We start from the raw sequence: 24,712 nt of genomic DNA, 5'->3' as shown, positions 1-24,712 counted from the left end.
TTTAACTTATGAGAAAGACAGAAAGGAAGAAGGTACTCATAGACCTTTCCTATTTAAAACATCCAAATTGCGGATTCGGACAGATAGCCATCAATTACTCAAAGCTATTTGCTGCTTTATCCGTAGAAGATTTACATTTCATTTATTTACTTCCCAAAGGATACCAGGATTTTTATGGCAATAATGTAACATGCGTACCTATTAAACATAGAAGAATCAATAGATGGCTTCCCTTTACTCTTCCTAAAGTAGATCTGTGGCATTCCGTGAATCAGTTTAATAAGCTATATAGAAAGAGCCCTCAATTTATATTGACCATACATGATTTAAATTTCCTATTTGAACATCAAGGCCGGAAAAAACAAATCTTTTTGAAGAAGATACAACAAAAGATAGATAAAGCTACAATCATCACGACTATTTCTCATTATGTAGCGAATGAAATAAAGAAATATACCAATTTGAATGGAAAAGAAATCCGTGTTATCTATAATGGAGTAGAAAGGATAGACCAACAAGAAGGCAAACAACCGACATTTGCGACAGGACGTCCTTTTTTCTTTACTATCGGGGAAATGCGTACCAAAAAGGACTTCCACCTGTTGGTAGATGTTATGAAGTCGTTTCCCGAATATGACCTCTATATTTGTGGAAAAGACAGTTTTCATTACGCAGACGAAATAAGAACACAAATAAAAGAGAAAGCAGTCAATAATGTCTTTGTAACAGGCATGATAGAGCAAACAGAAAAGATATGGCTGTACCGTAACTGCAAAGCCTTTCTGTTTCCCAGCAGAGGTGAGGGATTCGGACTGCCGGTTATCGAAGCCATGCAGTTTGGAAAAGCTGTATTTATATCCAATTATACTTGCCTACCGGAAATCTGTAATGGCTTCGCGTTTATTTGGGAGAAGCTGGAACCGGAAGCAATGGCAGAAAGTATCCGAAAAAATCTTCCCTTATTCTACGAGCAAAAAGAACGAATTGCCCAAATGAAAGAACATGCATACTCTTTCAGTTACGAAAAGCATATAAAGGCATACATCGATTTATACCATGAATTACTGTCATCAGAATAATTCAGTGTGTTTGCATGATATTCTCTAAAGAAATCATCGTAAATACAAAAAATCTCTGTAATTTTGTTCTAATAAACTTTCAGAGAATTAAACGAAAGAATAAATATAGATGAACTGCTACCTGTCACGCAATTACAAAGGACTGTCCAGTGCCGGAAATAAGGCAAAGACAGATATTGAACAGATTATGAAAGACCTGTCTTTCAAAAATGTAGGACTCAAGCAGACAACTTACAGAAACAAAGTGCTTTCATTTCTCTTCACTTTAGCCGGAGTATTGAAAGCTCCGTTCTGTCTGCACAAAGGTGACTATCTGGTACTTCAATACCCGTTAAAGAAATATTTTTCCTTTGTCTGCAACATGGCTCATCAAAAAGGAGCTAAAGTAATTGTGATTATTCATGACTTAGGTAGTTTCCGCCGTAAAGCATTGACGATAGAACAAGAGATAAGCCGATTGAACCATGCCGACTACATCATAGCACATAACGAAAAGATGAAAAAATGGCTGGAAGACAACGGATGCAAGGCTAAACTTGGCATCTTGGGAATCTTCGATTATCTGTCGGCGACATCGGCTACCCCCAAACAGGACACAGAAAAACCATACAACGTATTATATGCCGGAGCGTTGAGCCCCCGTAAAAATGCATTTCTTTACGAAGTAGGTACTTTTGTACATTCTTTCAATCTTAATCTGTATGGCAACGGCTTCGAAATAAATCAGGCAAAAGGTAAAGAGCACTTCAACTACATGGGGTTTGTGAAATCTGATGATTTGATAGCCACAGCCCAAGGAGATTTTGGCTTGGTATGGGACGGCACTTCTGTCTCTACTTGCACCGGAGACTTTGGAGAATATCTGCAATACAACAATCCTCATAAAACATCCTTGTATATCCGATGCCAACTGCCTGTCATCATTTGGAATAAAGCTGCATTAGCAGATTTTGTACGCGAGAACGGCATCGGAATATGTGTGGATTCTCTGGAAGAACTGGAGAAGATTTTAAATACATTAAGTGAAGAAGAATATGCAGAAATGAAGAAAAGGACGGCAAAGATAGGAGAGCAGTTAAGTCAAGGCCATTTTGTACGAAAAGCCTTACAGGAAGCTATTGAGCGTCTATAATATTTTTCAAAGAAAAGAATAACTAATTAAACAGATACTTCATGATACCTAAAATCATCCATTTATGCTGGTTCAGCAATGATCCCTTTCCGGTAGAAATAAAAGTTTGCCTGGATACATGGAAACGTATATTACCGGACTTTCAGGTGAAACATTGGACTTATCAAGATGCCAAAGCCATAGGCTGCCAATTTATAAATGAAGCATTAGAAGCCAAGAAATGGGCTTTTGCTGCCGATGCAGTCCGTTTTTATGCTGTATACAGCGAAGGAGGTATCTATATGGATAGCGATATTTTCATCTTAAAACGCTTTGACCATCTTATACCGGAGCATGGCTTTGTCACCTTTCAGGAAAATGAAAGGACACAGTTACAAGCAGCCTTCTTCATGGGAGAAAAAGGGAACACATTCTGCAAGGAAGTCTTTGAGTATTACAATTCAAGACCTTTCTTAAATCCCGACGGCACTTATAATACCATTATATCCCCTGTCACAATGTATGATGCCGCCCGGAAGAGAGGCTATCTGCCCGAAGACAAGGAGCAGCATCTGACCGAGGATGTGATTATTTATCCGTCACATTATGTTACCCCGCGTCACAAGTACCCCACTACCCCTGATACATTTGCCGAGCACCGTATTTTTGGAAGCTGGAGGAAACGTAAAGCGGGTAGAAAGATTGAACTTTTTATCAAGCACGCGATAGCTACAGTCAGATATGCAATATTCAGACGGTAATACACCTAAAAATGTATTACACGTCTGTTGCCAATCAAAGATATTGTCCGATGCCTTCAGGACACTTAATGACTCCGTTCTTGTTGTTTTCCTCGAATATCTTTTCATTGGCAGTCATATCTTTTTTAGTAGAAGCGGCTTTATGGTGGATATGATATTCTATAGCTTTGAATTTTATAAAACGCTTTTTGATGCCCAAACGACGCAACCGTGCCGGAAGGTCAATATCTTCATAGCCATACCCCAAAAACCGTTCATCATAACCATTAACACTTAAAAGGTCTTTCTTCCAAAATGAAATATTGCATCCCCGCTCCTTCTGATTCTGTTTATAAAGAAAGAATAGGGGTGTAAGCCACGGCAAGTGCAATGCATTAAGTTTCCGGCATACACCTTTAGTGAAAAAAGACAAGTGATAATCCTGCTGTTGAAGTAGTTGCCGAGACAGCTGCTCACTTATTTTGCCCCGGCTTCCTACCAAGAAGTATCCCGGAGCAGCTTCGGAAATATGGTCTTCGATAAAATGTGAATGCATGATGATGTCTCCATCAATCTCTATTATATAGTCACCCTCGCAAAGTGCAAAGGCCTTATTCATGATAATACACTTGCGCCATCCTTTATCTTCATGCCATATATGCTTGATAGGACAAGGGAAATTCTGCTGAAAATCTTCAATCAAGAGTTTTGTATCCGGACGCGAACCATCATCAGCGATGATAACTTCTGCGGGTACTACAGTCTGTCGTGTCACGCTTAATAAACACAGACACAGAGCTTCTTTCCAATTATAAGTGGAAATCACTAAACTTACCTTCATTCATTTATTATTTTTTTAGTTTTTCAACCAGGCCTCTTCATGTTACAAAGTTATTAAAGGAAACGATATAAAACAATTATTCACCATTATTCTATATCTTTTCTTCATTGCTGCCTTTGTCTTTTGGGAGATACATGTTTTCACGTACGTACGCATAGGCCTGTGCGGACGTATGCGTAGCCTTACACGGACGTACGTGTAGCCCCACGCGGACGTACGTGTAAAAGCGTGCGTACTGACGTGATTACCCCAACCGAGAAGTGGCTGAGGGTTTCTTAAACTACCTGATGCCTTTCTATACGGACAAGAGATAGTGGAAGTGCTTAAACCACTCATACATACGTTGTATGCCGTCCTGTATCTCCGTGCTGGGAGCATATTGGAAATCTTCTTCCAGACGGGTGGTGTCTGCATACGTACAAGTCACATCACCCGGTTGCATCTCTTCGTATCGGCAAACAGCCTCTTTGCCGGTGGCATGCTCTATGCAGTGTATAAAGTCCATCAGCTCTACCGGACGGGAATGTCCGATATTATAAACCCTGAAGGGAACTTCCGCTTCGTAAGGCTTACTTCCGATGATGCGTACCACTGCCTGAATAATGTCATCGATATAAGTGAAATCGCGGCGCATCTTTCCATGATTGAACACACGGATGGGCTCTCCCTCCGTGATGGATTTCATAAAGAGATAGGGCGCCATGTCCGGTCGGCCCCACGGCCCATAGACGGTGAAGAAGCGGAGGCCGGTAGCCAGAATATGATAAAGGCTGCTGTAAGCATGTGCCATCAGTTCATTCGACTTCTTGGTGGCAGCATACAGACTGACCGGAGTATCGGTCATATCGGTTTCGCTGAAAGGCACTTTCTCGTTCATGCCATACACACTGCTGGAACTGGCATACACCAAATGCTCTATACGGTGATGGCGGCAGGCTTCCAGAATATTCAGAAACCCCATCAGATTACTTTCTGCATAGACATACGGATTGACAAGGGAATAACGCACCCCCGCCTGTGCCGCCAAGTTGCATACAATATCGAACTGTTCCGTATCAAACAGCATTGACAGCAAATCACGGTCTGTGATATCGCCTTTCACAAAACGATAGTTGGAATATAACGTGCTGACAGTAAGTCGGCCTTCTTCTACATTCTCCCGCTGGATGCCACATAACTCTTTCAGACGGCCATACTTCAGATTGACATCATAATAATCATTCAGGTTATCAATGCCAACCACTTCATTGCCTTGCTCTGCCAATGCCTTCACCAGAAAAGAGCCGATGAAGCCGGCTGCTCCTGTCACTAATATTTTTTTCATCACCTTATTCTTTTATTTTCTGACTTTTATGACCAATCATCAAGTTGCGGATATAGGACAAAAAGCCAAAGGATTGTCCCAAAATCAGGATGGGGTCATGGCGCAGCACGCCATAAATCACTATAATACAAGATCCTACGAGACTGATTACCCAGAAAGTAGGCGGCAATGCCGATACCTGTTTGCGGCTGGAGTAAATCCACTGATAGATGAAACGGAAAGTAAAAATAAACTGTCCCGCAGTGCCAAACACAATCAGCCACACAGGTATATCTTCATTCTTCAAAAAGTTCTCGACAAAATGGGTACTGTCCTGCAATGTACCGACAGCAGCCAATAAAGGAGTGACTGCCAGCAGTATTCTGAACAGGAGCGGGATGCGCCGCCACACACCTTTCAAACGCAAATTGCCTATATAGATATAGAACGAGATGAACTGCCCCACGATGATGGAAAAATCATTGCGCAGCCAGCCATAATAAAACATCAAATAGGAACCTACCAAGCTGAACACCCAAAACAGTGTCGGCGAAATGACTTCATGTTTCTTTTCCGAAAGAAACCATTGTATCAGAATACGGGCGGAAAAGCAAACTTGAGCCAACAAACCGACGCAGAGAATCAGCATATTCATAGGTTGTTCTCTCCCACTTGGTAGTTGATATATCGATGTGCCATCCAGCGGAAAGCAAAACAATCCTTAAACGGTGACACCAGTCGGTTCCACAGATGATACTTCGACACACCTGCCTGACGCGGATAATGCCTCACCGGTATCTCGTAAAACTTGCCTCCGTCCTGCAACTGTATCAATGCCGGAAGAAAACGGTGCATGCCAGTAAAGAACGGAACACGCTTTGCATAGTCGGTATGAAGGATTTTCAGCGGACAGCCCGTATCGGTCGCTCCATCATGCGTCATCATGCGACGGAAGGAATTGGCTATCTTGGACTGCATCCGCTTGAACGCAGAGTCCTTGCGCCGGGCACGAATCCCCATCACCAAAGGATACTCAGGGGCATACTTCAATAACAAGTCAAAATCACGCACATCTGTCTGCATATCGGCATCCATATAACCGACATACTTTGATTCGGCCGTATCGATACCTGCTTTCATAGCGGCAGACAGGCCTCTGTTCTGTTTCAGACTGATATAATAAAAATGCGGAGTGTCCTTGCACGCTTCCTGAATGAGTGCCAAGCTTCTGTCCTTTGAGCCGTCATTCACAAAAAGTGCGCATGCGGGCACGGAACATACCGGCAGATAAGCACCAACCACTTCCTGCAAACGTTTTATATTGTCTTCCTCATTATAAACGGGAATAACAATAGTCAATGAGTAATTTGCTGTCTTGTTCATTTTTTCTTCAATAAAGTTATATGATAAACAAACTTATCGTTGTAGCGGCTACTGCTTTTTGCCCAGCGATTATCATCATATTGTCCAATATATGTTGTATCTATACTTCTCAGAAGTTTTGCCGGCAACTCTTCTCCTGCTCTGCCGTGAGTCAGGATGGCACAAGGTAAAACTGATTTAATCGAATCTGCATGTGACATATCCAACGGACGAATCTTCCGTCCGGCAGCATAAACGAGCTCTATTCTCAACTCGTCCTTTTGATTATAGTAGAAGGGAACATCCTTCAGTTCCTCCAACTCCCGCGTCTGAGAAACACTCTTCATCTCCGGATTGTTGATGACATCTTCCAGCAAGGGAAGCATGAAACATTCTGCCGACAAAAACAGTATCAGGACTCCACCCACCAGTTTAAGCGGCTGCAATCTTACTGCCGAACGGACAAGGCAGGCAGCTATCCCCCAAATCAGGACAGAGAGTAAGGCCAGTGTCAACAAAGAAACATAACCGGGACGATAGACAAACCAATATCCGGCCATCGGCAAAACTGCCACCACCACTGCCACCAGCCACGCATTGACACGATACACCGTTTTATCGGCTCTCGATGCTTGCGGGGAGCGCAACCGGTCTGCCCAAACCATGACCAGATAGCCCATCGTGTAAGCAGCCGACATCAACACCGGCAATAAATACCTGTTTTTCTTTTCCGGCAACAACGACAGTAAAACAACAGTAGAGAGCATCCATATCAAAGGGAAAAGATATTCTTTTCGTTTTCTGTCTTCCTTAGACCATAACGGAAGGAACAGGGAGGAAAGCAATAATATCGCCCATACTCCGGTCTCGAGAAAAAAGCTCCAATAATAATACCACGGACGGACATTCCGGTTCACCCAGGCTGCCGACTCTTTATCTGCCACGTATGACATGGCGTCGCCATGAAACAGATAAATAAAAATATACCACCAGCAACCAACGACCAGACAAACGGCAATCATCACCGCAAGGGCTTTCCACTTCCCTTTCATCGACGGCCGGTAGATATAACAATAAGAAATGAGGAACGGCAACAGCAAGGCATAAAAGGAAACAGGGCCTTTACTCATAAACGACAGTCCCATAAATATGCCTGCCCAAGTAAAGTCTTTCCAAGAACAGAACTTGGCCGCAAATGCCCTGATGAGGAAATAAATCGCCCCCATCATAAATGCATGGCAATAAATGTCCCACGAAGCCGTACGCCCCATCAAAATAATGTTGTAACAGGTGCAGAGCAGAATGGTGGAAATAAAGGCATAACGCTTGTTGCGCATCACTTGCACAGCCGTGAGATAGAAGAAGACAACCAACAAAATGGCTGCAAGACCTGCCATCGCACGCTGAAGAGCCAGATTATCGGGAGAAATCATCTCCGCCACTGCTGTCAACCATGTCGGTAAAGGAGGCTTTTCCAAACGCAAGTCTCCGTTCATAGTCGGCACCAGCCAATTGCCATCATGTACCATTTCACGGGCAGTCACCATGTTCCGCGCTTCCATGATATCCGGCACAACGACCCGGTTGTTAATGAAAAAGGAGATGATACATATCACCAGTATCACCCATCCTTGCTTGCTTAGCAATTTATCTTTCATGCTCTAAATCAAGTTCCAAGTTGAGATGGGTACAAAATTAAGTAAAAATACAGAGACTTCTCAATAGTCTGCACAGAAAATAAGATAGAATAACAATCAGACGGACAACTCTTTAATTAGCCGATACATTCTCTCCTTGGTATAAAGCGACAAAAGTATCTGTCTGTTTTTCAACTTCATTTCACTGTCCAAGGGTGTATCCAGCTCCTTTTGTGACAGTTTTTCCAGTTCATAAACCGTCAGCCCGTGAGACCGGGCCCATTCATAAACTGGGTTTACATGAGAAAGGAATACTTTGGCTCCCAGATAAAGTGCTACAATAATATTTCCGATAGCTTCCTGCCTCCAATTTCCGAACAAGGCAACACTGACATCCGACTGGAGACGATTGTATTCATCCAACGGCATAAAATCCAGTAATGGCGAAAAATTTCCGCCCAAAAGCAACTTGCCTGATTGAAGGACATGATCCACATATCCTTTCTTGCCCGAATAGCTCAATGGAACAATGACACGCCTCGAACCGATGTCCAGCTTAGACAGGATACGCATTACATATTCGTGGTTGTTACTGCCGGAAGCAGAGTTCCCAATCATGATGCTGTTACCACGGACTTCGCTATTCATCAACTCTTTGCCCAGAATAATGTCCAAAGGATAGTAAAAGAAATCCTTCCAAGGCTTTGCTTTCAACTCAGGGTAATAACGCATCAAATACTGATAATCGTTTTCGGTCGTATCAGTGACGATGTAATCTACTTTCTGCTTGATAAAACGTATAGTCCTTCGGGCATTCCATTGCTGTTTCCATCTGTCAAACGGACGCCATAACAAACTCTGCCGGTATTTTCTCTTATAATAGGAAGTGGTGGGGTCAATCATACGAAAGCCTTTGGGAACCAATAGCTTATTATACAAGTCCATTCCCCATATAATCCAATAGACGACAGTTCCCTGCAAATCCAGCTTATCAAGAACATCCATCTTACGCTTATTGAGCAAATGAATATAGACCTCAGAGAACGAAAACTCATCTTTGCGGGCAAAGAATTCTGTCCTCGAAAGTACATTCGGTTCCTTTCTCACCCATCGGAAGGAAGAAGTGCGGTTGGTGACCACAAACAGATTCTCTCCCGGAAACACTTCTTCGAAGGCATCAATCGTACGATTGATAATCTTCTCATCATTCACCAAATGAAGCTTCATCTCTCTGATGTATAAAAAGACCGGATCTGTTCACAGATATATTTCACCTCATCGGGCTCCAAGGCGTAAAACAACGGGAAACGCACCAAACAGTCTGTATATTTATCTGCCTGCGGCAATTCTTCCACCTCCCACTTCCGGTTCTTCACAAAATCACTTTTATGCAGACTCAAATAATGAAATACAGAATAGATACCATGAGCCTTCAGATAACCGATTAATGCCGTCCTTTCTTCGGGGGTGGCACATACGGCATAAAAGGCATGGGCGTTATTGGTCGCATAATCCGGCAACACAGGCAACGATAGGTGCGAAATGCCTTGCAGATTCTGATAATACAGGTTCCAAATCTCTTTCCGCTTCTGCTGAATGGAGTCCAATGCTTCCAATTGTGCCCACAAGAAAGCCGCTACATACTCGGCCGGAAGAAAAGAAGAACCAGTATCCACCCAACCGTATTTATTGATTTCTCCCCTGAAAAACTCGGCACGGTTCGTTCCTTTCTCCCAAAGAATTTCGGAACGTTTCACAAAGCGGGGGTCATTAATGGCCAATAGGCCGCCTTCGCCGCACTGGATATTTTTTGTTTCATGAAATGAGAAAGCAGCCAGATGGCCTATACTGCCCAAAGGACGCCCTTTATAAAAACTGTCTATTGCCTGTGCCGCATCTTCTATCACCAGCAGATTATGGCGTTCGGCCACTTGCAAAATCACATCCATATCGCAAGCTATTCCGGCATAGTGCACAGGAACAATGGCACGGGTACGGGGAGTAATCAGGGATTCCAGCTTTTGCTCGTCGATACAGGGGTTGTCAGTACGGCTGTCGGCAAAAACAATCTTGGCTCCCTGCCTTACGAAAGCAAGGGCTGTAGAAACGAAAGTATAAGAGGGTACGATAACTTCATCGCCGGGCTGGATGCCGGCCAACATAGCACACATTTCAAGTGCGTCCGTACAGGAGGTTGTCAGTAAACATTTACAACTTCCAAGCTTTTCCTCAAAGAAGGACTGACATTTATGGGTAAAGTTACCATTACCACATGTTTTTCCTTCTGATAATGCCTGAGTTATATAACTTTTCTCGTTACCGGTCAGCCATACCTTATTAAAAAGAATAGTTTTCATTATATCTTTTTCTAGTTTGTTAGTTTTCTCATATTGACTTACATGCAACAAAAGTAGTAAAAATAAGTAGAACCCTTTATTCTTTTCAAAGAAATAATCTATCTTTGTCCACATTATATCATAACTATGAATTATGAAGCAAACTTCTGCCTACAGTATCGGAGTAATTATCTCTACTTACAATAACCCGGCATGGCTTGAAAAAGTCCTCTGGGGTTATCTTTTTCAAACACATCCAGCAGATGAAATAGTCATTGCCGATGATGGTTCTAAAGAAGACACCCGCCAACTGATAGAAAGCTTTAAGGACAAACTGCCCATCAAGCATGTGTGGCATGAAGATAACGGATTCCAGAAATCACGAATCCTAAACAGTGCTATTCTGGCTTCTGAATCTGATTATCTGATATTTACAGATCAGGACTGCATACCGCGTAAAGACTTTATAGCTACTCATAATGCATACGCCGAAAAGGGATATTTCCTGTCGGGAGGCTACTTCAAGCTGCCGATGGATATCAGCAGGCAGCTTACTTATAACGATATAGAAAGTGAGAATGCCTTTTCTCTTTCCTGGCTGAAAGAACAGCGCATGAAATGCAGTTTCAAATGTACCAAGCTAATTAAGAACAAAGCTTTTACACGTTTTATGAACGCTATCACCCCGACCAAAGCCACATGGAACGGTTGCAATGCTTCCGGATGGCGTGAGGATATACTCACTGTCAACGGATTTAATGAAGAGATGCATTATGGCGGACAGGACAGGGAGTTCGGAGAACGGATGTTCAACTTGGGAATCAAATCCAAGCAAATACGCTATTCTGCCATTGTGCTTCATTTGGATCATAAACGTCCTTACAAGACAAAAGAGTCGATAGAGAAGAATATCAATATCCGTCGTAATACACGTAAAACAGGTATCACGGAGACACCATTCGGAATCAAACAATTACATTAAAAAAGCTGCCGGGGCCTCATGTCCTACACATGGGTACCGGCACTCTGGAGAAGGAGGAGAAAGGATAATAAACCGTTTATCGTCTTCCCAAATCGTCGTATACACTTTGAAGAATTGCTTTACCTTTGTCTATACGGTCATTTGTTCCGGCTGGTTCATCCAGCAATATATTTCCCGAATTATTATCAACAACCGTCACTCCCGTACTGTCACGGAAAGCAAAGCCGTTGTTGAAACTATAAAAAGCAAAAGGATAGGTATAATCACTGCCCAACACATTGCGGCTGAAGTTGAAAGAAGAATGATCCAACTCCAGTTGCCCCAATAAAGTAGCAGCTAAATCAGCCTGATTCATAATCTTGTCTATTTTCATCGGCTGCTTCACCGCCCCGCCCAGCCATAGCATAGGTATGTGATAGAATCGGGGGGAAGTATTCAACCCTTCGCGGGGATAATAAAAGCCATGATCGGGCAAACAGATAACCAGCAAATCCTTCCATACTGGAGTCTGTTTCAGTTTCTCTATAAATTTGCCCAAGCAATCATCTGTAAAGGCAAAGGCATTGGGAATCTGTTCGTCCAAGCGATGGTAAGGAACTTCAAATGGTTCGTGACTGCTCAGGGTAAGGAAAGCCGTGTGCCACGGAGTTTCTTTTCTATCTTTCAATTGATTGTACAGATGCTCAAATGTAATATCATCATTTACTCCCCATGCATTGCTGGTCTGTTCGGCTAAAGAGAAATCTTTGTCGGCAGTAAGACGCTGATACCCCTTACTCAACAAATAGCTCTTCATATTGGTAAAGTTGATATCTCCTCCATAAAGAAAATCGGTCTTATACCCTGCTTTCACCAATTCCTCTGCAATGGAAGGCAAAGTGCGGCTCTTTGCCGGGATTTTCATGACCGAGGCCGTCGGGAGTCCCAAATATCCACTGAAGGTACAGACGGTACCACGGTCGGTCCGGAAACTGTTGGCATAACAGTTTGTGAAGAAAACACCTTCTTCTGTCAAGCGATTGAAATGAGGAGCTACATCAGGAAGACCGCCAAGAGGTTCGATAAAAGTAGCTCCGTAACTCTCCATCAAAATGACAAGAATATTGGGACGCTTCGTATTCAATACCTCCATGATGCTGTCACCGTCTGTCGAGGGGTAAAGTCCGTCAAACAGTTCGGCGCGTTTTCCTTCCTCGAAGAAATTAAATTCAGATGCAAAGTCTTGCGATTTCCCCATGGAGGAGAGCAAACTGAAATCAGGATTGACTGCCGAATGATTCAAAAACTGCTCACTACTGAAATACACCTGACCGACGTTGGAAGTCGACTCGGTAACTCCACCCCGGATAATGATAAACAGTACTCCGCCTATCAGCAGCATAATTCCTGTCCCTGCCAGCCTTGTTCGGACAAGCGTCAAAACCGAAGGAGTTATTTTCAGCAATATCCACGTATTCAATATGATAAGCACTAATATCGCCAATACCCGCAGAAGAATGAATCCCGGCGACACACTTGCCAAAGCTTCTTTGGGAGAATCAATATAAAGGAAAATAGAGGCATCCAACTTAAATCCCCAAAAAGGATAAAGCCCCATGTCTACCACAAATATGACAGAGACAAGGGTGGCAATGAGCACATAATATCCCCAGAGGATTTTCTTCAATGGGAACCGTTGAAACCAAATGCTAATCAATATAAGAAGAAAAGGAAATGCCGTCAGATAACCGGTCATGGCTGCATCAAGACCGGCTCCGTGAATCATCACGTGCAGAAAATCAGTAAAGCCAAATCCTTTCTCAATAGCACCATTATAAAGCATAAACAATGGCTTCTGCAAAATAAATATCAGTAAGACTGTAAAGAAGTACAGGCTGATATAGGCAATCCGTTTCTTCATATCTTTCATTTATTATAGATATCTTTATTTCCGTCCGAAGTCTGCGGGGACCTCTCCCCAACGGTCGGTCTCCCATTTTAATAAGGGAGTGGTATAAGCATTATCTCTCAACCAGTTCTCAGCTCGCTCTATCATCCGAAAGAGTTCTTCTGTCCTTGGAGTACGTTCGAGCTTGGTCTTGCATTTCTTCTGCTTTACCCAGCTCAGGGCATTCCGGCTATCTGAGTAAACAGGCATATTGATTTTTTTTTGTTTCATCAATGCCAATGCATGCACTATGGCGAGAAACTCACCGATATTATTAGTTCCATATACAGGGCCGAAATGAAAAATTTCCTGCCCGGTAAGAAGATAAACACCGCGATACTCCATAGGGCCGGGGTTTCCGCTACAAGCGGCATCGACTGCCAGGCAGTTCATATCAAAATTCTCGGGAAGTTGCCGGGGGGCTTCTTCTTTCTTCACCGCATTCTTTCCCACATAATGGAAAGCAGAGGAAGCAAACGCCTGTTCTGCTTCATCCCGGGTGTCAAAGGATTTGTAGAGTGCACCTTCATAACCCTTAATCTGTAATTGGCAATCAGTCCAAGAGTGATATACTCCCGGACTGACTCCTTTCCATACTACATAATATTTCTGTTTTTTTGCCATCTGCATTGAGATTACACCCTGCGTACGGATTGCTTACATTACATGCGCTCCGGCACTTCAATACCCAACAGTCCCATTGCAGTCTTCACAATCTTGCCCACATTGGCACTCAATGCCAGACGGAAAATCTTAAGCGCTTCGTCTTCTTCACGCAAGATGCTGAAATCATGGTAGAACTGATTATATTCCTTCACCAAATCGTATGTATAGTTGGCAATAATAGATGGATTATAATCCGTACCCGCTTGCTTTACAACCGTCTTAAAGTCAGCCAACATCTGAATCAAGCCTTCTTCTTTTGCACTCAACTGCAATCCTGCCGGAATCACTTCGGGAACAGCGATGCCTGATTCGGCTGCTTTACGCAACACCGACTGGATACGGGCATAAGTATATTGGATGAAAGGTCCTGTATTACCATTGAAATCAATGGATTCCTTCGGATTAAACGTCATGTTCTTACGTGCATCCACTTTCAGGATAAAATACTTCAAAGCACCCAAACCTACAATGCGGGCAATATCATCGGCTTCTTCTTTAGACAATCCGTCCAATTTACCCAATTCGGCTGAAGTTTCTTTTGCTGTCTCAATCATGCCTTCCATCAAGTCGTCGGCATCCACCACAGTTCCTTCACGACTCTTCATCTTACCTTCCGGCAACTCTACCATACCGTATGAGAAGTGAACCAATCCTTTACCCCATTCAAAACCCAACTTATCAAGCAAGATGGACAATACCTGAAAATGATAATTCTGCTCATTTCCTACTACATATATCATCTTATCGATGGGATAGTCCTGAAAACGGAGTTTGGCAGTACCTATATCCTGAGTCATATAAACCGAAGTACCGTCTCCACGAAGCAACAGCTTATGGTCCAATCCTTCCGCGGTGAGGTCGGCCCATACCGAATTATCCTCCTTACGATAGAAGAATCCCTTTTCAAGCCCTTCCATCACTTTATCCTTCCCTTCCAGATAGGTATTCGATTCATAGTAAATCTTATCAAAACCAACTCCCATCATCTTATAGGTTTCATCAAAACCGGCATACACCCAATCGTTCATCTTTTTCCAAAGCGCACGGATTTCGGGGTCGTTAGCCTCCCACTTACGCAGCATTTCGCGAGCCTCCTGCATCAAAGGCGAGTTAGCCTCAGCCTTTGCTTTAGCTTCTTCCTCATTCATTCCTTCTGCCTGATATTGGGCCATCAGCTCTTTTACTTCCGCTTTGTAGTGCTTATCAAAAGCTACATAATAATCGCCAATCAGGTGGTCACCCTTCTTGCCTGACGATTCGGGAGTCTCACCATTACCATATTTCAACCAAGCCAGCATAGACTTGCAGATATGGATTCCGCGGTCGTTTACAATATTGGTTTTCACCACCTTATTGCCATTTGCCGCCATCACATTTGCCAATGCATTACCCAGCAGGTTATTACGGACGTGCCCCAAGTGTAAAGGCTTGTTCGTATTCGGCGAAGAATACTCAATCATCACCAACGGAGAGTTTTCAGTAGCTTTCTCTATGCCATATTCCGGTTGAGCCTGAATAGAATTCAACAGTTCAATCCAACAATCCGAAGCAATAGTCAAGTTCAAGAATCCTTTTACCGCATTATAAGCAGATATCAGCTCAGGAGCATTCTGGTGCAAATATCCGCCGATTTCCTGTGCAGTCTGTTCAGGGCCTTTCTTAGACATTTTCAAGAAAGGGAAAACAACCAATGTGAGGTGTCCTTCAAACTCTTTCTTTGTCTTCTGGAGCTGTACCATTTTTACTGGTACTTCCTGTCCGTACAGCATTTTGATAGCGCTGATAATGGACGCGGTAAGTTTTTCTTCTATATTCATAGCGTGTAAGTACTTATTTGTTATTGAGTTGCAAAGATAAACATTTTAGATGAAATCTTTTCTATCTTGCTCCAATTTACTCTAGCACAGATCCAATTCCTCTATAATTTTCCGTTTTTCATTTTACTCCAGTCTATGCTACTCTTAAATAAACACTTGCTCCTGATGATTATAAAGTATATGCACAAACTTTTTTTCTAGAAAAATGCTTGATAATCAATAGTTGCCATCCGATTCTTCTTATAGAAAGAAAAACACACATACTGCTTTGAAGAACTTGTTGCCATAAACAGAAGCAACGTTGTAACAAACATGCAAAATCTTAACAGATTTCAAGCGCCCGCTCGTTTAACATTAGTGAATAAATCTCGTCATCGTTTGCCTTAGCAATAAAAATATATTAAAAAACTATATTCTATTCAAATTAAAATACATATATTTGCGCCCATTATATTATAATTTAAGTTATTGCTCAAAAGCAAGCAGAGCATAATTTATGAAAGAAAATAATAAAGGGGAAACAAGACAAGCACTGATATAATAAAAAATGAGATAAAGAATTCATCAACATAAAGGTCACAGAAAGTGGCTATTAGTAAAATCCCAAATTAAAAGCCAAGTTTATATGAGCAAAATTTCTTTATTTTTATGTAGTTTACTATTTTGTATTACTACATATGCGCAGGAAATTACAGTAACTGGTAAAGTGACAGCCGGAGGAGAGGAAATGCCGGGTGTTACCATAGCTGTAAAAGGACAACCTCGCGGTACTATTACCAGTGCCAATGGTAATTACCAACTTCAGGTGAGAGGTAATGAAAGCCTCATCTTTTCTTTTATCGGTTATGAAACAGTCACTATTCCGGTGAATAACCGTAAAGTTATCAATGTAGAACTGAAAGAGAGCAGTCTAATGGTAGATGAAGTGGTCATTACTGTGCCTTACGGTACTGCCAAAAAGTCCACTTTTACGGGTTCGGCTAGTTATATTGCCGCAGGAACGATTGAAAAATCACAAGTAAGTAATGTATCAAAAGCATTACAAGGAACAGTAGCCGGACTACAATCATTTTCATCAAGTGGACAACCGGGGTCGGATGCAACAATCCTGATTCGTGGTGTAGGCTCTGTCAATGCTTCAAACACTCCGCTTTATGTGGTAGATGGTGTGCCTTATGATGGAAATCTGTCTTCTATTGCATCATCGGATATTGCATCAATCACCGTATTGAAAGACGCTGCATCTGCTGCTCTTTACGGTTCTCGTGCTGCTAATGGTGTAATCATGATTACAACCAAACAAGGGGCTAAAGACAGTGCACCTGTTATCGAACTGTCTGCCAAATATGGTTTCTCCAGCCGTGCACGCGCCGACTACGACCAGTTAAATACAAACCAATATTTCGAATTATACTGGGAGGCATTACGTAATTATCGTATGGATAACGGTTACTCTGCTGAAGATGCTGCTGCGTGGGCATCAAGCAACGTAGTTGGCCGTTTGGGTATCAATCCTTACGGAACCGGAATTCCCGAACCTATCGGTCACAATGGAAAACTGGTATCAGGAGCTACTCCGTTATGGAACGACAGCTGGGACGACGCCCTTTCACAAAATGCCCACTACACAGACTTGAACGTGCGTGTCAGTGGCGGTAGCAAGACATCCAAATATTTCGTTTCAGCAGGTTATATGGATGATCAGGGTGCATATATCTGTTCAGGATTCAAACGCTATACTCTTCGTGCAAATATAACTTCTGACATCCGGAAATGGTTACAGGTCGGATTAAATGTATCAGGAACCCACTCCATTCAGGATTATCCGAAACAAGACGATTCAACGATCAGCAACGTGGTATTATTTGCCCGTTCAGTCCGCCCATTTTATCCGGTATACCAACGTGATTTAGCAACCGGTGCATATTTATTGGATGAAAACGGTGACCGTCAATTTGACTATGGTGAATATCGCCCGAACTCATACGCTAAATACAACTTATTAGCCTCTATGCCTCACGATAAGAGTGAAATTAAACGTGATGCCGCTTCGCTCCGTGGTTTCATTCAAATCACCCCTATTGAAGGTCTTTCTTATAAAATGTCACTAAACATTGACTACAATAGCAAATTCAATCATGACTATGCTAATCCCACTTACGGCCCCAGCTCTATTACAGGCGGTGAAGTAAGTAAATACAACTACCGCACAACCGGTATGACCTTCAATAATGTCATTAACTACCAGCATACCTTTAAAGACGTACATAATGTGCGCGTAATGGCCGGACAGGAATATTATGAATATAATACCTCTAACTTTGGCGGTTACCGCAGTCAAATTATTATGGATGGTTTCTACGAACCGGATGCAGCCTCTTCTTTAGGTGATTTCGGCGGTAACAGCGACCAATACAAATTATTGAGCTTTTTCGGTAGTGCGGAGTACTCATACGATCAAAAATATTTCTTATCAGCATCGGTTCGTTCAGACGGCTCTTCACGCTTCCATCCCGACCACCGTTGGGGTACTTTCTGGTCTGTAGGAGGTTCTTGGAAAGTGATGCAAGAAAGTTTTATGGAGAAAACATCTTCATGGCTTTCTAACTTGACATTACGTGCCAGCTATGGTGCGCAAGGTAACGATAACATCGGTTATTATGCTTATCAGGCACTCTATTCAATCCGCAATAATCTCGGTGAATCCGGTTTACATGCTTCACGCTTGGCTACTCCGAATTTAACATGGGAAACCAACCTGAATACCAACATCGGTTTGGACTTCGGCTTATGGGACAACCGCTTGACCGGTACTGTCGAGTTCTTTGAGCGCCGCTCCAAAGATTTGCTATTCTCCAAAGACCTTGTCCAGTCTTCAGGCTTCTCAAGTATGGATGAAAACATTGGCTCCATCAAAAACTATGGTTGGGAATTTCAATTATCAGGCTATCCTATCATGACACAAGACTGGAAATGGAAACTTTCTTTCAATGCCACAACTTATAAAAACAAAATCACCTCACTGCCATCTGAAGTAATGTGGAGTGGTAATAAGAAATGGGTGAAAGGCGGTTCTTTATATGATTTCTACCTGATAGAATGGGCCGGCATTAATTCTGAAAACGGTAATCCGATGTGGTATCGTTATAATACCGAAGGTGACAAAATAACAACGGAAGACTACTCGTCAACCACCACAAACGACAGAGTAAAATGCGGTAATTCATTACCCGATTGGACAGGTGGTTTACAGTCCGAACTCTCATACAAAGATTTCACTTTATCGCTTCTCTTCTCTTATTCATTAGGAGGCAAGATTTACAACAGCGATAAGGTATCCTTGCTGAGCCAAGGCCCTTCAGGAACAGGATGGAGTGTAGATATGCTGGACCGCTGGACTCCAGAAAACCCGAATACAGATGTTCCCCGTTTAACAACTTCACCGAAGAGTTCATGGACAAATTCTTCAAACCGCTTTTTGGTAGACCGCTCATACCTGCGTTTGAAGAACATCACATTCTCTTATAATCTGCCAAAGTCATTGCTCAACACACTGACATTGAAAGATGCCAGCATCTTCTTCCAAGCAGAAAATATGCTGACATTCACTAAACAGCAAGGTTTAGACCCCGAACAGACATATAGTGGCTCGACCTATTATCGCTATCCGACAATGAAAACCATTTCATTCGGTATCAATGTGAAACTTTAATACAGGAAAAGAATATGAAGACAATTTTTAAATATATACTTTCAGTTGCATTAGGAGCCAGCATACTGACTTCCTGCGATTTGGATACAATCCCTACAACTTCTGTAGATGCCGGTTCGGTATTCGGTAAAACAGGAGATGCCGAAAAGGTACTTAACGGCGGTTGGAATTACTTAATGGAAACCTTCAATTCCTACGCTAACCCAGGATATGGAGCAATGCTGCGTGCCAATGACGCAATGGGATCGGACGTGGTATTGAATGACAAATACGGTTTTAGATCGCATAATCAATTTAATGCTATATACGGAAAAGGCGGTACCAACACATTGAGTTGGCTACTTTGCTATCGTGTCATTAATGATTGCAACGGAGTATTGGACAATATCGATAATGCCGAAGGAACACAAAACGACAGAGATCGCATTAAAGGACAAGCACTTGCATTACGCGGATTCCTTTATCTGCATCTTGCATCATGCTATTCTTTTGCCATCGACAAAGATCCCAATGCTGTATGCGCCCCTATCTATACAAAATCAACCGATGAGGTTTCTGCTGCTGAAGGAATGCCGGCATCCAGCGTAAGCGAAGTGTATGCACAATCTATCAGTGACTTGGAAAAGGCATTAGACCTTATCCCCGAGACATACATACGTAATTCCAAGCATAAGATTGACAATCAAGTTGTATTGGGACTGCTTTCACGTGCTTGCCTTTACGCACGCCAATGGGAGAAAGCTAAGAATTATTCCGACCAACTTTTGGCAAAAAACAACTATTTAATGAGCGAAAGCGAATATAAAGAAGGTTTTAGTAATGCCGAAAACAAGGAATGGATTTGGGGACATCCTCAAACCAATGACCAGAACAATGCCAGTTATCAGTTTTATTATCTAGATACCACTACTCCGGGATCCTATTATTACAGTTTTAATGTAGATCCTTATTTCCGCGACTTATTTGAAGATGGAGACTATCGTAAAGAAATGATATATTGGGCAACCGACCCGGGAGCAGATGTAGAATCGGCTGCTTATGTATGGATGCGTAATGCGAAATTTAAATTCCGCGACATTCAGAACACTGTTGCCGATATCGTATTGATGCGTGTTGCCGAAATTTATCTAATCAATGCAGAAGCAAAGGCTCGTCTGAACGATCCGGACGCTGTCAACAAACTGAATGAACTGAAAGCAGCCAGAGGAGCACAAGCCATTTCAACAAGCCTGACAGGAGAAGATTTACTGGAAGCTATTTGGTTGGAACGCCGCAAAGAACTATGGGGTGAAGGTTTCAGCTTGATAGACATTATCCGTAACCAGAAAAGTGTAGTTCGCAAAGAATATCCCGACGATAAAATAGATTATACCTATACGGATTCAGAAGGTAAAGAACATACCGTAAAAAAGACTCCGCAAGGACACCGTTACTTTAACTTCCCTGACAAGAGCAACTTCTGTCCGAACAGCAAATACTATCTGTATCGTATTACCGACTCCGAAGAGTTGACTAACACCAAACTGTATAGTGTTTATCCCAAACTTTCCATTTATATGGAATAACAGCGAACTCTAACAAAAAGTAAAGGGAGTGTGTCAAAACTAAACCGACCTATCCCATCGTCAACTGTAGGGGCAGGGTTTGCCTGCCCGAAGACACAAAGTAAACTGTTTTCGGGCGAGCGAACCTCGCCCCTACGAACGAAACGACAGCATTATCCACGTTTTGACACAACCCCTTTTTTCATTCACCGATAAACCAAGAATCGTTTATCTTATTTGTTTTTTAGCTCCTAAGGAGATACCAACTTATAAAGTTTGTCGCTGGGGCGTATCTTTTCGGGAACTTTAAATGAAACATGCTGGCCTTTCCGCACCACATCTACCGGCTTCAAATCAACCCGCGCCTCATCCGGTGTGAAGAACACGGCACCCGTGGTAGGCCCTGTTATCAACAGCTTGTCACCTACCTTCATTTCGGCCGCCTCCACCAGAAACTCAGCCACACCGATATTAGAGAAGTATTTAATGCCTTTTCCCACATACACTTTACGTTCAGTTGCTTCGGAACCATAATTCCTGCTCCACTCGCCCAATCGCTGTCCCAGATAATAACCGTTCCAGAATCCGCGGTTAAAGACAGTTTTCAGACGTTCATCCCACCCCAATTTCTTTTCTTCCGTAAACGTACCTTCCAAATACGAACGGATAGCATCTTTATAACATTCCACTACCGTGCGTACATACTCAGGCCCGCGGGCACGCCCTTCAATCTTGAACACACGCACACCGGCCTCAATCATTTCATCCATGAAATGAATGGTCTTCAAATCTTTGGGAGACATGATATATTTATTGTCCACTTCCAACTCTATATCACTTTCTTTATCCTTCACTTCGTATGCACGACGGCAAATCTGCATGCAAGCACCACGATTGGCAGACGCATTCATCTCATGCAGACTGAGATAGCACTTGCCCGACACAGCCATGCATAACGCTCCGTGACAGAACATTTCTATCCGGACCAGCTCGCCTTTCGGCCCTTTTATCTGTTCGTTCTGGATAGTATCATAAATCACTTTCACCTGTTTCAGATTCAATTCACGTGCCAGCACCACCACATCGGCAAAGCGGGCATAGAATTTCAGAGCCTCTGCATTGCTGATATTCAACTGAGTGGAAAGATGCACCTCCTGCCCAATCTCATTACAATAAGCCATCACCGCAACATCGGCAGCAATCACAGCACTGATTCCGGCTTCTTTTGCAGCCTCCACAATTGTACGCATCAAGGCAATATCCTCATCATAAATAATAGTATTGATGGTCAGATAACTCTTGATGGCATGCTCATCACAAATCTGCGCAATCTCGCGCAAATCATTAATAGTAAATGTATTGGCAGACCGGGCACGCATATTCAGGCTTTCAATACCAAAATAAATGGAGTCCGCACCTGCCTGTATAGCGGCAGCCAACGACTCACGCGAGCCGACAGGAGCCATTATTTCAAAGTCTTTTATAGAAGGTTTCATTATTCTTTTGATTATGTGTGTGCAAAGGTAGGCTTTTTTCCGTATTTTTGCAGCCAAATAACTGTTAGAATATGAAAATACGCCATATAGACTTGGGGGAACACCCTGTTTTATTAGCTCCGATGGAGGATGTGACCGACCCTGCCTTCCGCTTGATGTGCAAAAAGTTTGGTGCCGACATGGTATATACCGAGTTCGTATCAAGCGATGCCCTGATACGCTCGGTAGGAAAAACCATGCAGAAGCTGAACATCAATGACGAAGAACGCCCCGTAGCCATTCAGATTTATGGAAAAGATACCGAGACAATGGTAGAGGCGGCCAAAATAGTGGAAGAAGCACACCCTGACATTCTGGACATTAACTTTGGCTGTCCCGTCAAGCGCGTCGCAGGCAAAGGAGCAGGCGCCGGAATGTTGCAGAACATCCCTCTGATGCTGGAAATTACCCGCGCCGTTGTGGATGCGGTAAAGATTCCCGTCACCGTAAAGACACGCTTGGGATGGGACAACGACCATAAAATCATTGTCAGCCTGGCCGAGCAACTGCAAGATTGCGGCATCGAAGCATTAACCATCCACGGACGTACACGCGCACAGATGTATACCGGTGAAGCCGATTGGACGTTGATAGGCGAAGTAAAGAAGAACCCGCGTATACATATTCCTATCATCGGCAATGGAGACGTGACCACACCGCAACGTGCCAAAGAGTGTTTTGACCTTTATGGAGTAGATGCCATCATGATTGGACGTGCCAGTTTCGGACGCCCCTGGATATTCAAAGAAGTGAAGCATTATATAGAAACCGGCGAAGAACTTCCACCTCTGTCTTTCGACTGGAAAATGGATGTCCTCCGCCAGGAAGTGCTGGACAGCGTCAATCTGTTGGACGAACGCCGCGGTATATTGCATGTACGCCGCCATTTGGCTGCATCACCCATGTTTAAAGGAATTCCTAACTTTAAGGAAACGCGTATCGCCATGCTTCGCGCCGAAACAGTCAAGGAGCTTTTCAGTATCCTTGACTATATAAAAGGCAACTATACCCTTTAATCATCATTGGAACGACGATGACGCTTGCCCTTCGTGCTGTTCTTTTCCACAGTACGGGGGTTTCCGCTGTAAGACACATCGCTATTCTTGCCTTCCTTATTAATGATTATCTTTTCGGAAGCATAGCACGAAATGTCACCGGTACTACGCGGAGACGTATAAGCAGTAACTTGTTTCGCTTTCAATGCAGAACCTGTAATGTCACCGGAACCGCTTAACGAATAATTAGCTTTCGTACACTTGCCCGATAACGTAACATCGCCCGAACCGTTGACCGTACCATTCACTTCATCAGCCGAAATGCCTTTTACAGTTACATCACCCGAACCGTTGACAGCACTACTCACTCTATCGACCGAAATGCCCTTCACGGCAATATCACCCGAACCATTGACAGCCATGCTCATTTCCTCTCCCGAAACATAACCTAAAGTAACATCGCCCGAACCGTTGACAGCGACATTCATCTTACGACATTTCACCTTGTCGGCGTCAATGTCACCACTGCCATTCACTGTCCAGTTAATGGCATCATTCACGTCAACCCCATTCTTGAAAATAATATCACCCGAACCGTTGACCACAACATTTTTCACCATAGGGGCAGCTACACAAAGTTCCAGTCTGGTACCATTCTCAAATGAAACGGAATATCCCTTCTTTAACTCAAGAAACAACGTATGGTCTTTTACATACACTTGCACAATGTCCTGCAAGTTATCCGGAACAGAGAGTTCCAATTTCTGCTTGCCGGAAGTTTGGGTATAAACAATCTCGCTGCTTCCATTCAGACAGACCGCATCAAAACGCCCCACACGCACTTCCTTTGTCACATTGTTCTTACTTGCTCTTATTCTTTCACCTAAAGATTCTGCCCATACTGTTGTAGATACTAACGCCAAGGCAAATAGCATAAAAATAGATACTAATTTTTTCATAATATTATCGTTTTATATATAAGACGTATCCAGTTGGGCAAACGTTGCAGCCTTTGCGCATTTTTTTTTCAATTAATTAGCTCCGGGCATTAGTCCGAGTAAGCATTTTCGCCCTTTAGGTTAAGCCTTTCTATCAGTCGGGCTACTACAGTCTTCGGCAGTGGAC

The 24,712-nt window shown here is 43.0% G+C and carries 19 protein-coding genes; 7 read left to right on the top strand and 12 right to left on the bottom strand.

Going from position 1 to position 24,712, the window contains the following annotated elements; translation table 11 throughout:
• Nucleotides 1–8 precede the first annotated feature (8 nt).
• From QYT14_RS11305 to QYT14_RS11295, 3 genes are all read left to right on the top strand, one after another.
• Nucleotides 9–1,079, top strand: a complete 1,071-nt coding sequence (locus QYT14_RS11305; RefSeq protein WP_288325647.1) for a glycosyltransferase family 1 protein — start codon at nt 9–11, stop codon at nt 1,077–1,079.
• Nucleotides 1,080–1,188: 109 nt separating this feature from the next.
• Nucleotides 1,189–2,211, top strand: a complete 1,023-nt coding sequence (locus tag QYT14_RS11300) for a galactofuranosyltransferase (RefSeq protein ID WP_288325648.1) — start codon at nt 1,189–1,191, stop codon at nt 2,209–2,211.
• A 41-nt stretch (nt 2,212–2,252) separates the two neighbouring features.
• Nucleotides 2,253–2,951 (top strand): glycosyltransferase, encoded by a 699-nt coding sequence (locus QYT14_RS11295; RefSeq protein ID WP_288325649.1) that lies wholly within the window; start codon nt 2,253–2,255, stop codon nt 2,949–2,951.
• A 34-nt stretch (nt 2,952–2,985) separates the two neighbouring features.
• Here QYT14_RS11295 and QYT14_RS11290 read toward each other — a convergent pair whose 3' ends face one another.
• The 7 genes from QYT14_RS11290 to rffA form a co-directional block, all read right to left on the bottom strand.
• Nucleotides 2,986–3,771, bottom strand: a complete 786-nt coding sequence (locus QYT14_RS11290; protein ID WP_288325650.1) for a glycosyltransferase family 2 protein — start codon at nt 3,769–3,771, stop codon at nt 2,986–2,988.
• A 295-nt stretch (nt 3,772–4,066) separates the two neighbouring features.
• The gene (locus QYT14_RS11285; protein ID WP_288325651.1) at nt 4,067–5,095 is read right to left on the bottom strand and encodes an NAD-dependent epimerase/dehydratase family protein; all 1,029 of its coding nucleotides are present in this window, start codon (nt 5,093–5,095) and stop codon (nt 4,067–4,069) included.
• A 4-nt stretch (nt 5,096–5,099) separates the two neighbouring features.
• Nucleotides 5,100–5,729, bottom strand: coding sequence for a lipid-A-disaccharide synthase N-terminal domain-containing protein (locus tag QYT14_RS11280; RefSeq protein ID WP_237039568.1), 630 nt, complete (start codon nt 5,727–5,729; stop codon nt 5,100–5,102).
• Nucleotides 5,726–6,457, bottom strand: a complete 732-nt coding sequence (locus QYT14_RS11275) for a glycosyltransferase family 2 protein (protein WP_237039569.1) — start codon at nt 6,455–6,457, stop codon at nt 5,726–5,728. Before QYT14_RS11275 ends, QYT14_RS11280 begins: the two co-directional genes overlap by 4 nt.
• Nucleotides 6,454–8,094, bottom strand: a complete 1,641-nt coding sequence (locus QYT14_RS11270) for a glycosyltransferase family 39 protein (protein ID WP_288325652.1) — start codon at nt 8,092–8,094, stop codon at nt 6,454–6,456. Before QYT14_RS11270 ends, QYT14_RS11275 begins: the two co-directional genes overlap by 4 nt.
• Before the next feature lie 96 nt (nt 8,095–8,190).
• Nucleotides 8,191–9,300 carry a TDP-N-acetylfucosamine:lipid II N-acetylfucosaminyltransferase gene (locus tag QYT14_RS11265; RefSeq protein ID WP_288325653.1) on the bottom strand — a complete coding sequence of 370 codons (1,110 nt, stop codon included), beginning with the start codon at nt 9,298–9,300 and terminating at the stop codon, nt 8,191–8,193.
• On the bottom strand, nt 9,297–10,430 hold the full coding sequence (gene rffA, locus QYT14_RS11260; RefSeq protein ID WP_288325654.1) for a dTDP-4-amino-4,6-dideoxygalactose transaminase: 1,134 nt from the start codon (nt 10,428–10,430) through the stop codon (nt 9,297–9,299). Before rffA ends, QYT14_RS11265 begins: the two co-directional genes overlap by 4 nt.
• A gap of 133 nt (nt 10,431–10,563) precedes the next feature.
• Between rffA and QYT14_RS11255 the strand changes: the two genes are divergently transcribed.
• A complete protein-coding gene (locus QYT14_RS11255; RefSeq protein ID WP_237039584.1) occupies nt 10,564–11,391 on the top strand; it encodes a glycosyltransferase family 2 protein in 828 nt (275 codons plus the stop codon).
• 76 nt (nt 11,392–11,467) lie between these two features.
• On the opposite strand, the gene QYT14_RS11250 is transcribed toward QYT14_RS11255, so the two are convergent.
• Genes QYT14_RS11250 through argS form a run of 3 tightly spaced genes read right to left on the bottom strand, consistent with a single transcriptional unit; the run spans nt 11,468 to nt 15,801 of the window.
• Nucleotides 11,468–13,291 carry an alkaline phosphatase family protein gene (locus QYT14_RS11250; protein ID WP_288325655.1) on the bottom strand — a complete coding sequence of 608 codons (1,824 nt, stop codon included), beginning with the start codon at nt 13,289–13,291 and terminating at the stop codon, nt 11,468–11,470.
• 24 nt (nt 13,292–13,315) lie between these two features.
• Nucleotides 13,316–13,942, bottom strand: a complete 627-nt coding sequence (locus tag QYT14_RS11245; RefSeq protein WP_288325656.1) for a ribonuclease H family protein — start codon at nt 13,940–13,942, stop codon at nt 13,316–13,318.
• Nucleotides 13,943–13,980: 38 nt separating this feature from the next.
• Nucleotides 13,981–15,801 carry an arginine--tRNA ligase gene (gene argS, locus QYT14_RS11240; protein WP_288325657.1) on the bottom strand — a complete coding sequence of 607 codons (1,821 nt, stop codon included), beginning with the start codon at nt 15,799–15,801 and terminating at the stop codon, nt 13,981–13,983.
• Nucleotides 15,802–16,426: 625 nt separating this feature from the next.
• Between argS and QYT14_RS11235 the strand changes: the two genes are divergently transcribed.
• Both QYT14_RS11235 and QYT14_RS11230 read left to right on the top strand, forming a co-directional pair.
• Complete coding sequence (locus tag QYT14_RS11235; protein WP_288325658.1) at nt 16,427–19,513, top strand: TonB-dependent receptor; 3,087 nt, start codon at nt 16,427–16,429, stop codon at nt 19,511–19,513.
• Between the two features lie 14 nt (nt 19,514–19,527).
• Nucleotides 19,528–21,078, top strand: a complete 1,551-nt coding sequence (locus QYT14_RS11230; protein WP_237039589.1) for a RagB/SusD family nutrient uptake outer membrane protein — start codon at nt 19,528–19,530, stop codon at nt 21,076–21,078.
• Between the two features lie 230 nt (nt 21,079–21,308).
• Here QYT14_RS11230 and QYT14_RS11225 read toward each other — a convergent pair whose 3' ends face one another.
• Nucleotides 21,309–22,553, bottom strand: coding sequence for a peptidase U32 family protein (locus QYT14_RS11225; protein WP_288325659.1), 1,245 nt, complete (start codon nt 22,551–22,553; stop codon nt 21,309–21,311).
• A gap of 71 nt (nt 22,554–22,624) precedes the next feature.
• On the opposite strand from QYT14_RS11225, the gene dusB reads away from it, so the two are divergent.
• On the top strand, nt 22,625–23,608 hold the full coding sequence (gene dusB, locus QYT14_RS11220; protein ID WP_237039591.1) for a tRNA dihydrouridine synthase DusB: 984 nt from the start codon (nt 22,625–22,627) through the stop codon (nt 23,606–23,608).
• Here dusB and QYT14_RS11215 read toward each other — a convergent pair.
• Nucleotides 23,605–24,546 carry a DUF2807 domain-containing protein gene (locus tag QYT14_RS11215; RefSeq protein ID WP_288325660.1) on the bottom strand — a complete coding sequence of 314 codons (942 nt, stop codon included), beginning with the start codon at nt 24,544–24,546 and terminating at the stop codon, nt 23,605–23,607. The two genes, dusB and QYT14_RS11215, sit on opposite strands and share 4 nt — an antisense overlap.
• Nucleotides 24,547–24,712: the final 166 nt, after the last annotated feature.

Source organism: uncultured Phocaeicola sp., assembly GCF_948499155.1.
Lineage (GTDB): Bacteria > Bacteroidota > Bacteroidia > Bacteroidales > Bacteroidaceae > Phocaeicola > Phocaeicola faecalis.
This window is presented reverse-complemented; position numbering and strand designations above follow the sequence as displayed.

Coding starts and splice junctions, on each gene's coding strand:
- QYT14_RS11305 (WP_288325647.1), top strand. CDS start 9: ATGAGAAAGACAGAAAGGAAGAAGGTACTCATAGACCTTTCCTATTTA.
- QYT14_RS11300 (WP_288325648.1), top strand. CDS start 1,189: ATGAACTGCTACCTGTCACGCAATTACAAAGGACTGTCCAGTGCCGGA.
- QYT14_RS11295 (WP_288325649.1), top strand. CDS start 2,253: ATGATACCTAAAATCATCCATTTATGCTGGTTCAGCAATGATCCCTTT.
- QYT14_RS11290 (WP_288325650.1), bottom strand. CDS start 3,771: ATGAAGGTAAGTTTAGTGATTTCCACTTATAATTGGAAAGAAGCTCTG.
- QYT14_RS11285 (WP_288325651.1), bottom strand. CDS start 5,095: ATGAAAAAAATATTAGTGACAGGAGCAGCCGGCTTCATCGGCTCTTTT.
- QYT14_RS11280 (WP_237039568.1), bottom strand. CDS start 5,729: ATGAATATGCTGATTCTCTGCGTCGGTTTGTTGGCTCAAGTTTGCTTT.
- QYT14_RS11275 (WP_237039569.1), bottom strand. CDS start 6,457: ATGAACAAGACAGCAAATTACTCATTGACTATTGTTATTCCCGTTTAT.
- QYT14_RS11270 (WP_288325652.1), bottom strand. CDS start 8,094: ATGAAAGATAAATTGCTAAGCAAGCAAGGATGGGTGATACTGGTGATA.
- QYT14_RS11265 (WP_288325653.1), bottom strand. CDS start 9,300: ATGAAGCTTCATTTGGTGAATGATGAGAAGATTATCAATCGTACGATT.
- rffA (WP_288325654.1), bottom strand. CDS start 10,430: ATGAAAACTATTCTTTTTAATAAGGTATGGCTGACCGGTAACGAGAAA.
- QYT14_RS11255 (WP_237039584.1), top strand. CDS start 10,564: ATGAAGCAAACTTCTGCCTACAGTATCGGAGTAATTATCTCTACTTAC.
- QYT14_RS11250 (WP_288325655.1), bottom strand. CDS start 13,291: ATGAAGAAACGGATTGCCTATATCAGCCTGTACTTCTTTACAGTCTTA.
- QYT14_RS11245 (WP_288325656.1), bottom strand. CDS start 13,942: ATGGCAAAAAAACAGAAATATTATGTAGTATGGAAAGGAGTCAGTCCG.
- argS (WP_288325657.1), bottom strand. CDS start 15,801: ATGAATATAGAAGAAAAACTTACCGCGTCCATTATCAGCGCTATCAAA.
- QYT14_RS11235 (WP_288325658.1), top strand. CDS start 16,427: ATGAGCAAAATTTCTTTATTTTTATGTAGTTTACTATTTTGTATTACT.
- QYT14_RS11230 (WP_237039589.1), top strand. CDS start 19,528: ATGAAGACAATTTTTAAATATATACTTTCAGTTGCATTAGGAGCCAGC.
- QYT14_RS11225 (WP_288325659.1), bottom strand. CDS start 22,553: ATGAAACCTTCTATAAAAGACTTTGAAATAATGGCTCCTGTCGGCTCG.
- dusB (WP_237039591.1), top strand. CDS start 22,625: ATGAAAATACGCCATATAGACTTGGGGGAACACCCTGTTTTATTAGCT.
- QYT14_RS11215 (WP_288325660.1), bottom strand. CDS start 24,546: ATGAAAAAATTAGTATCTATTTTTATGCTATTTGCCTTGGCGTTAGTA.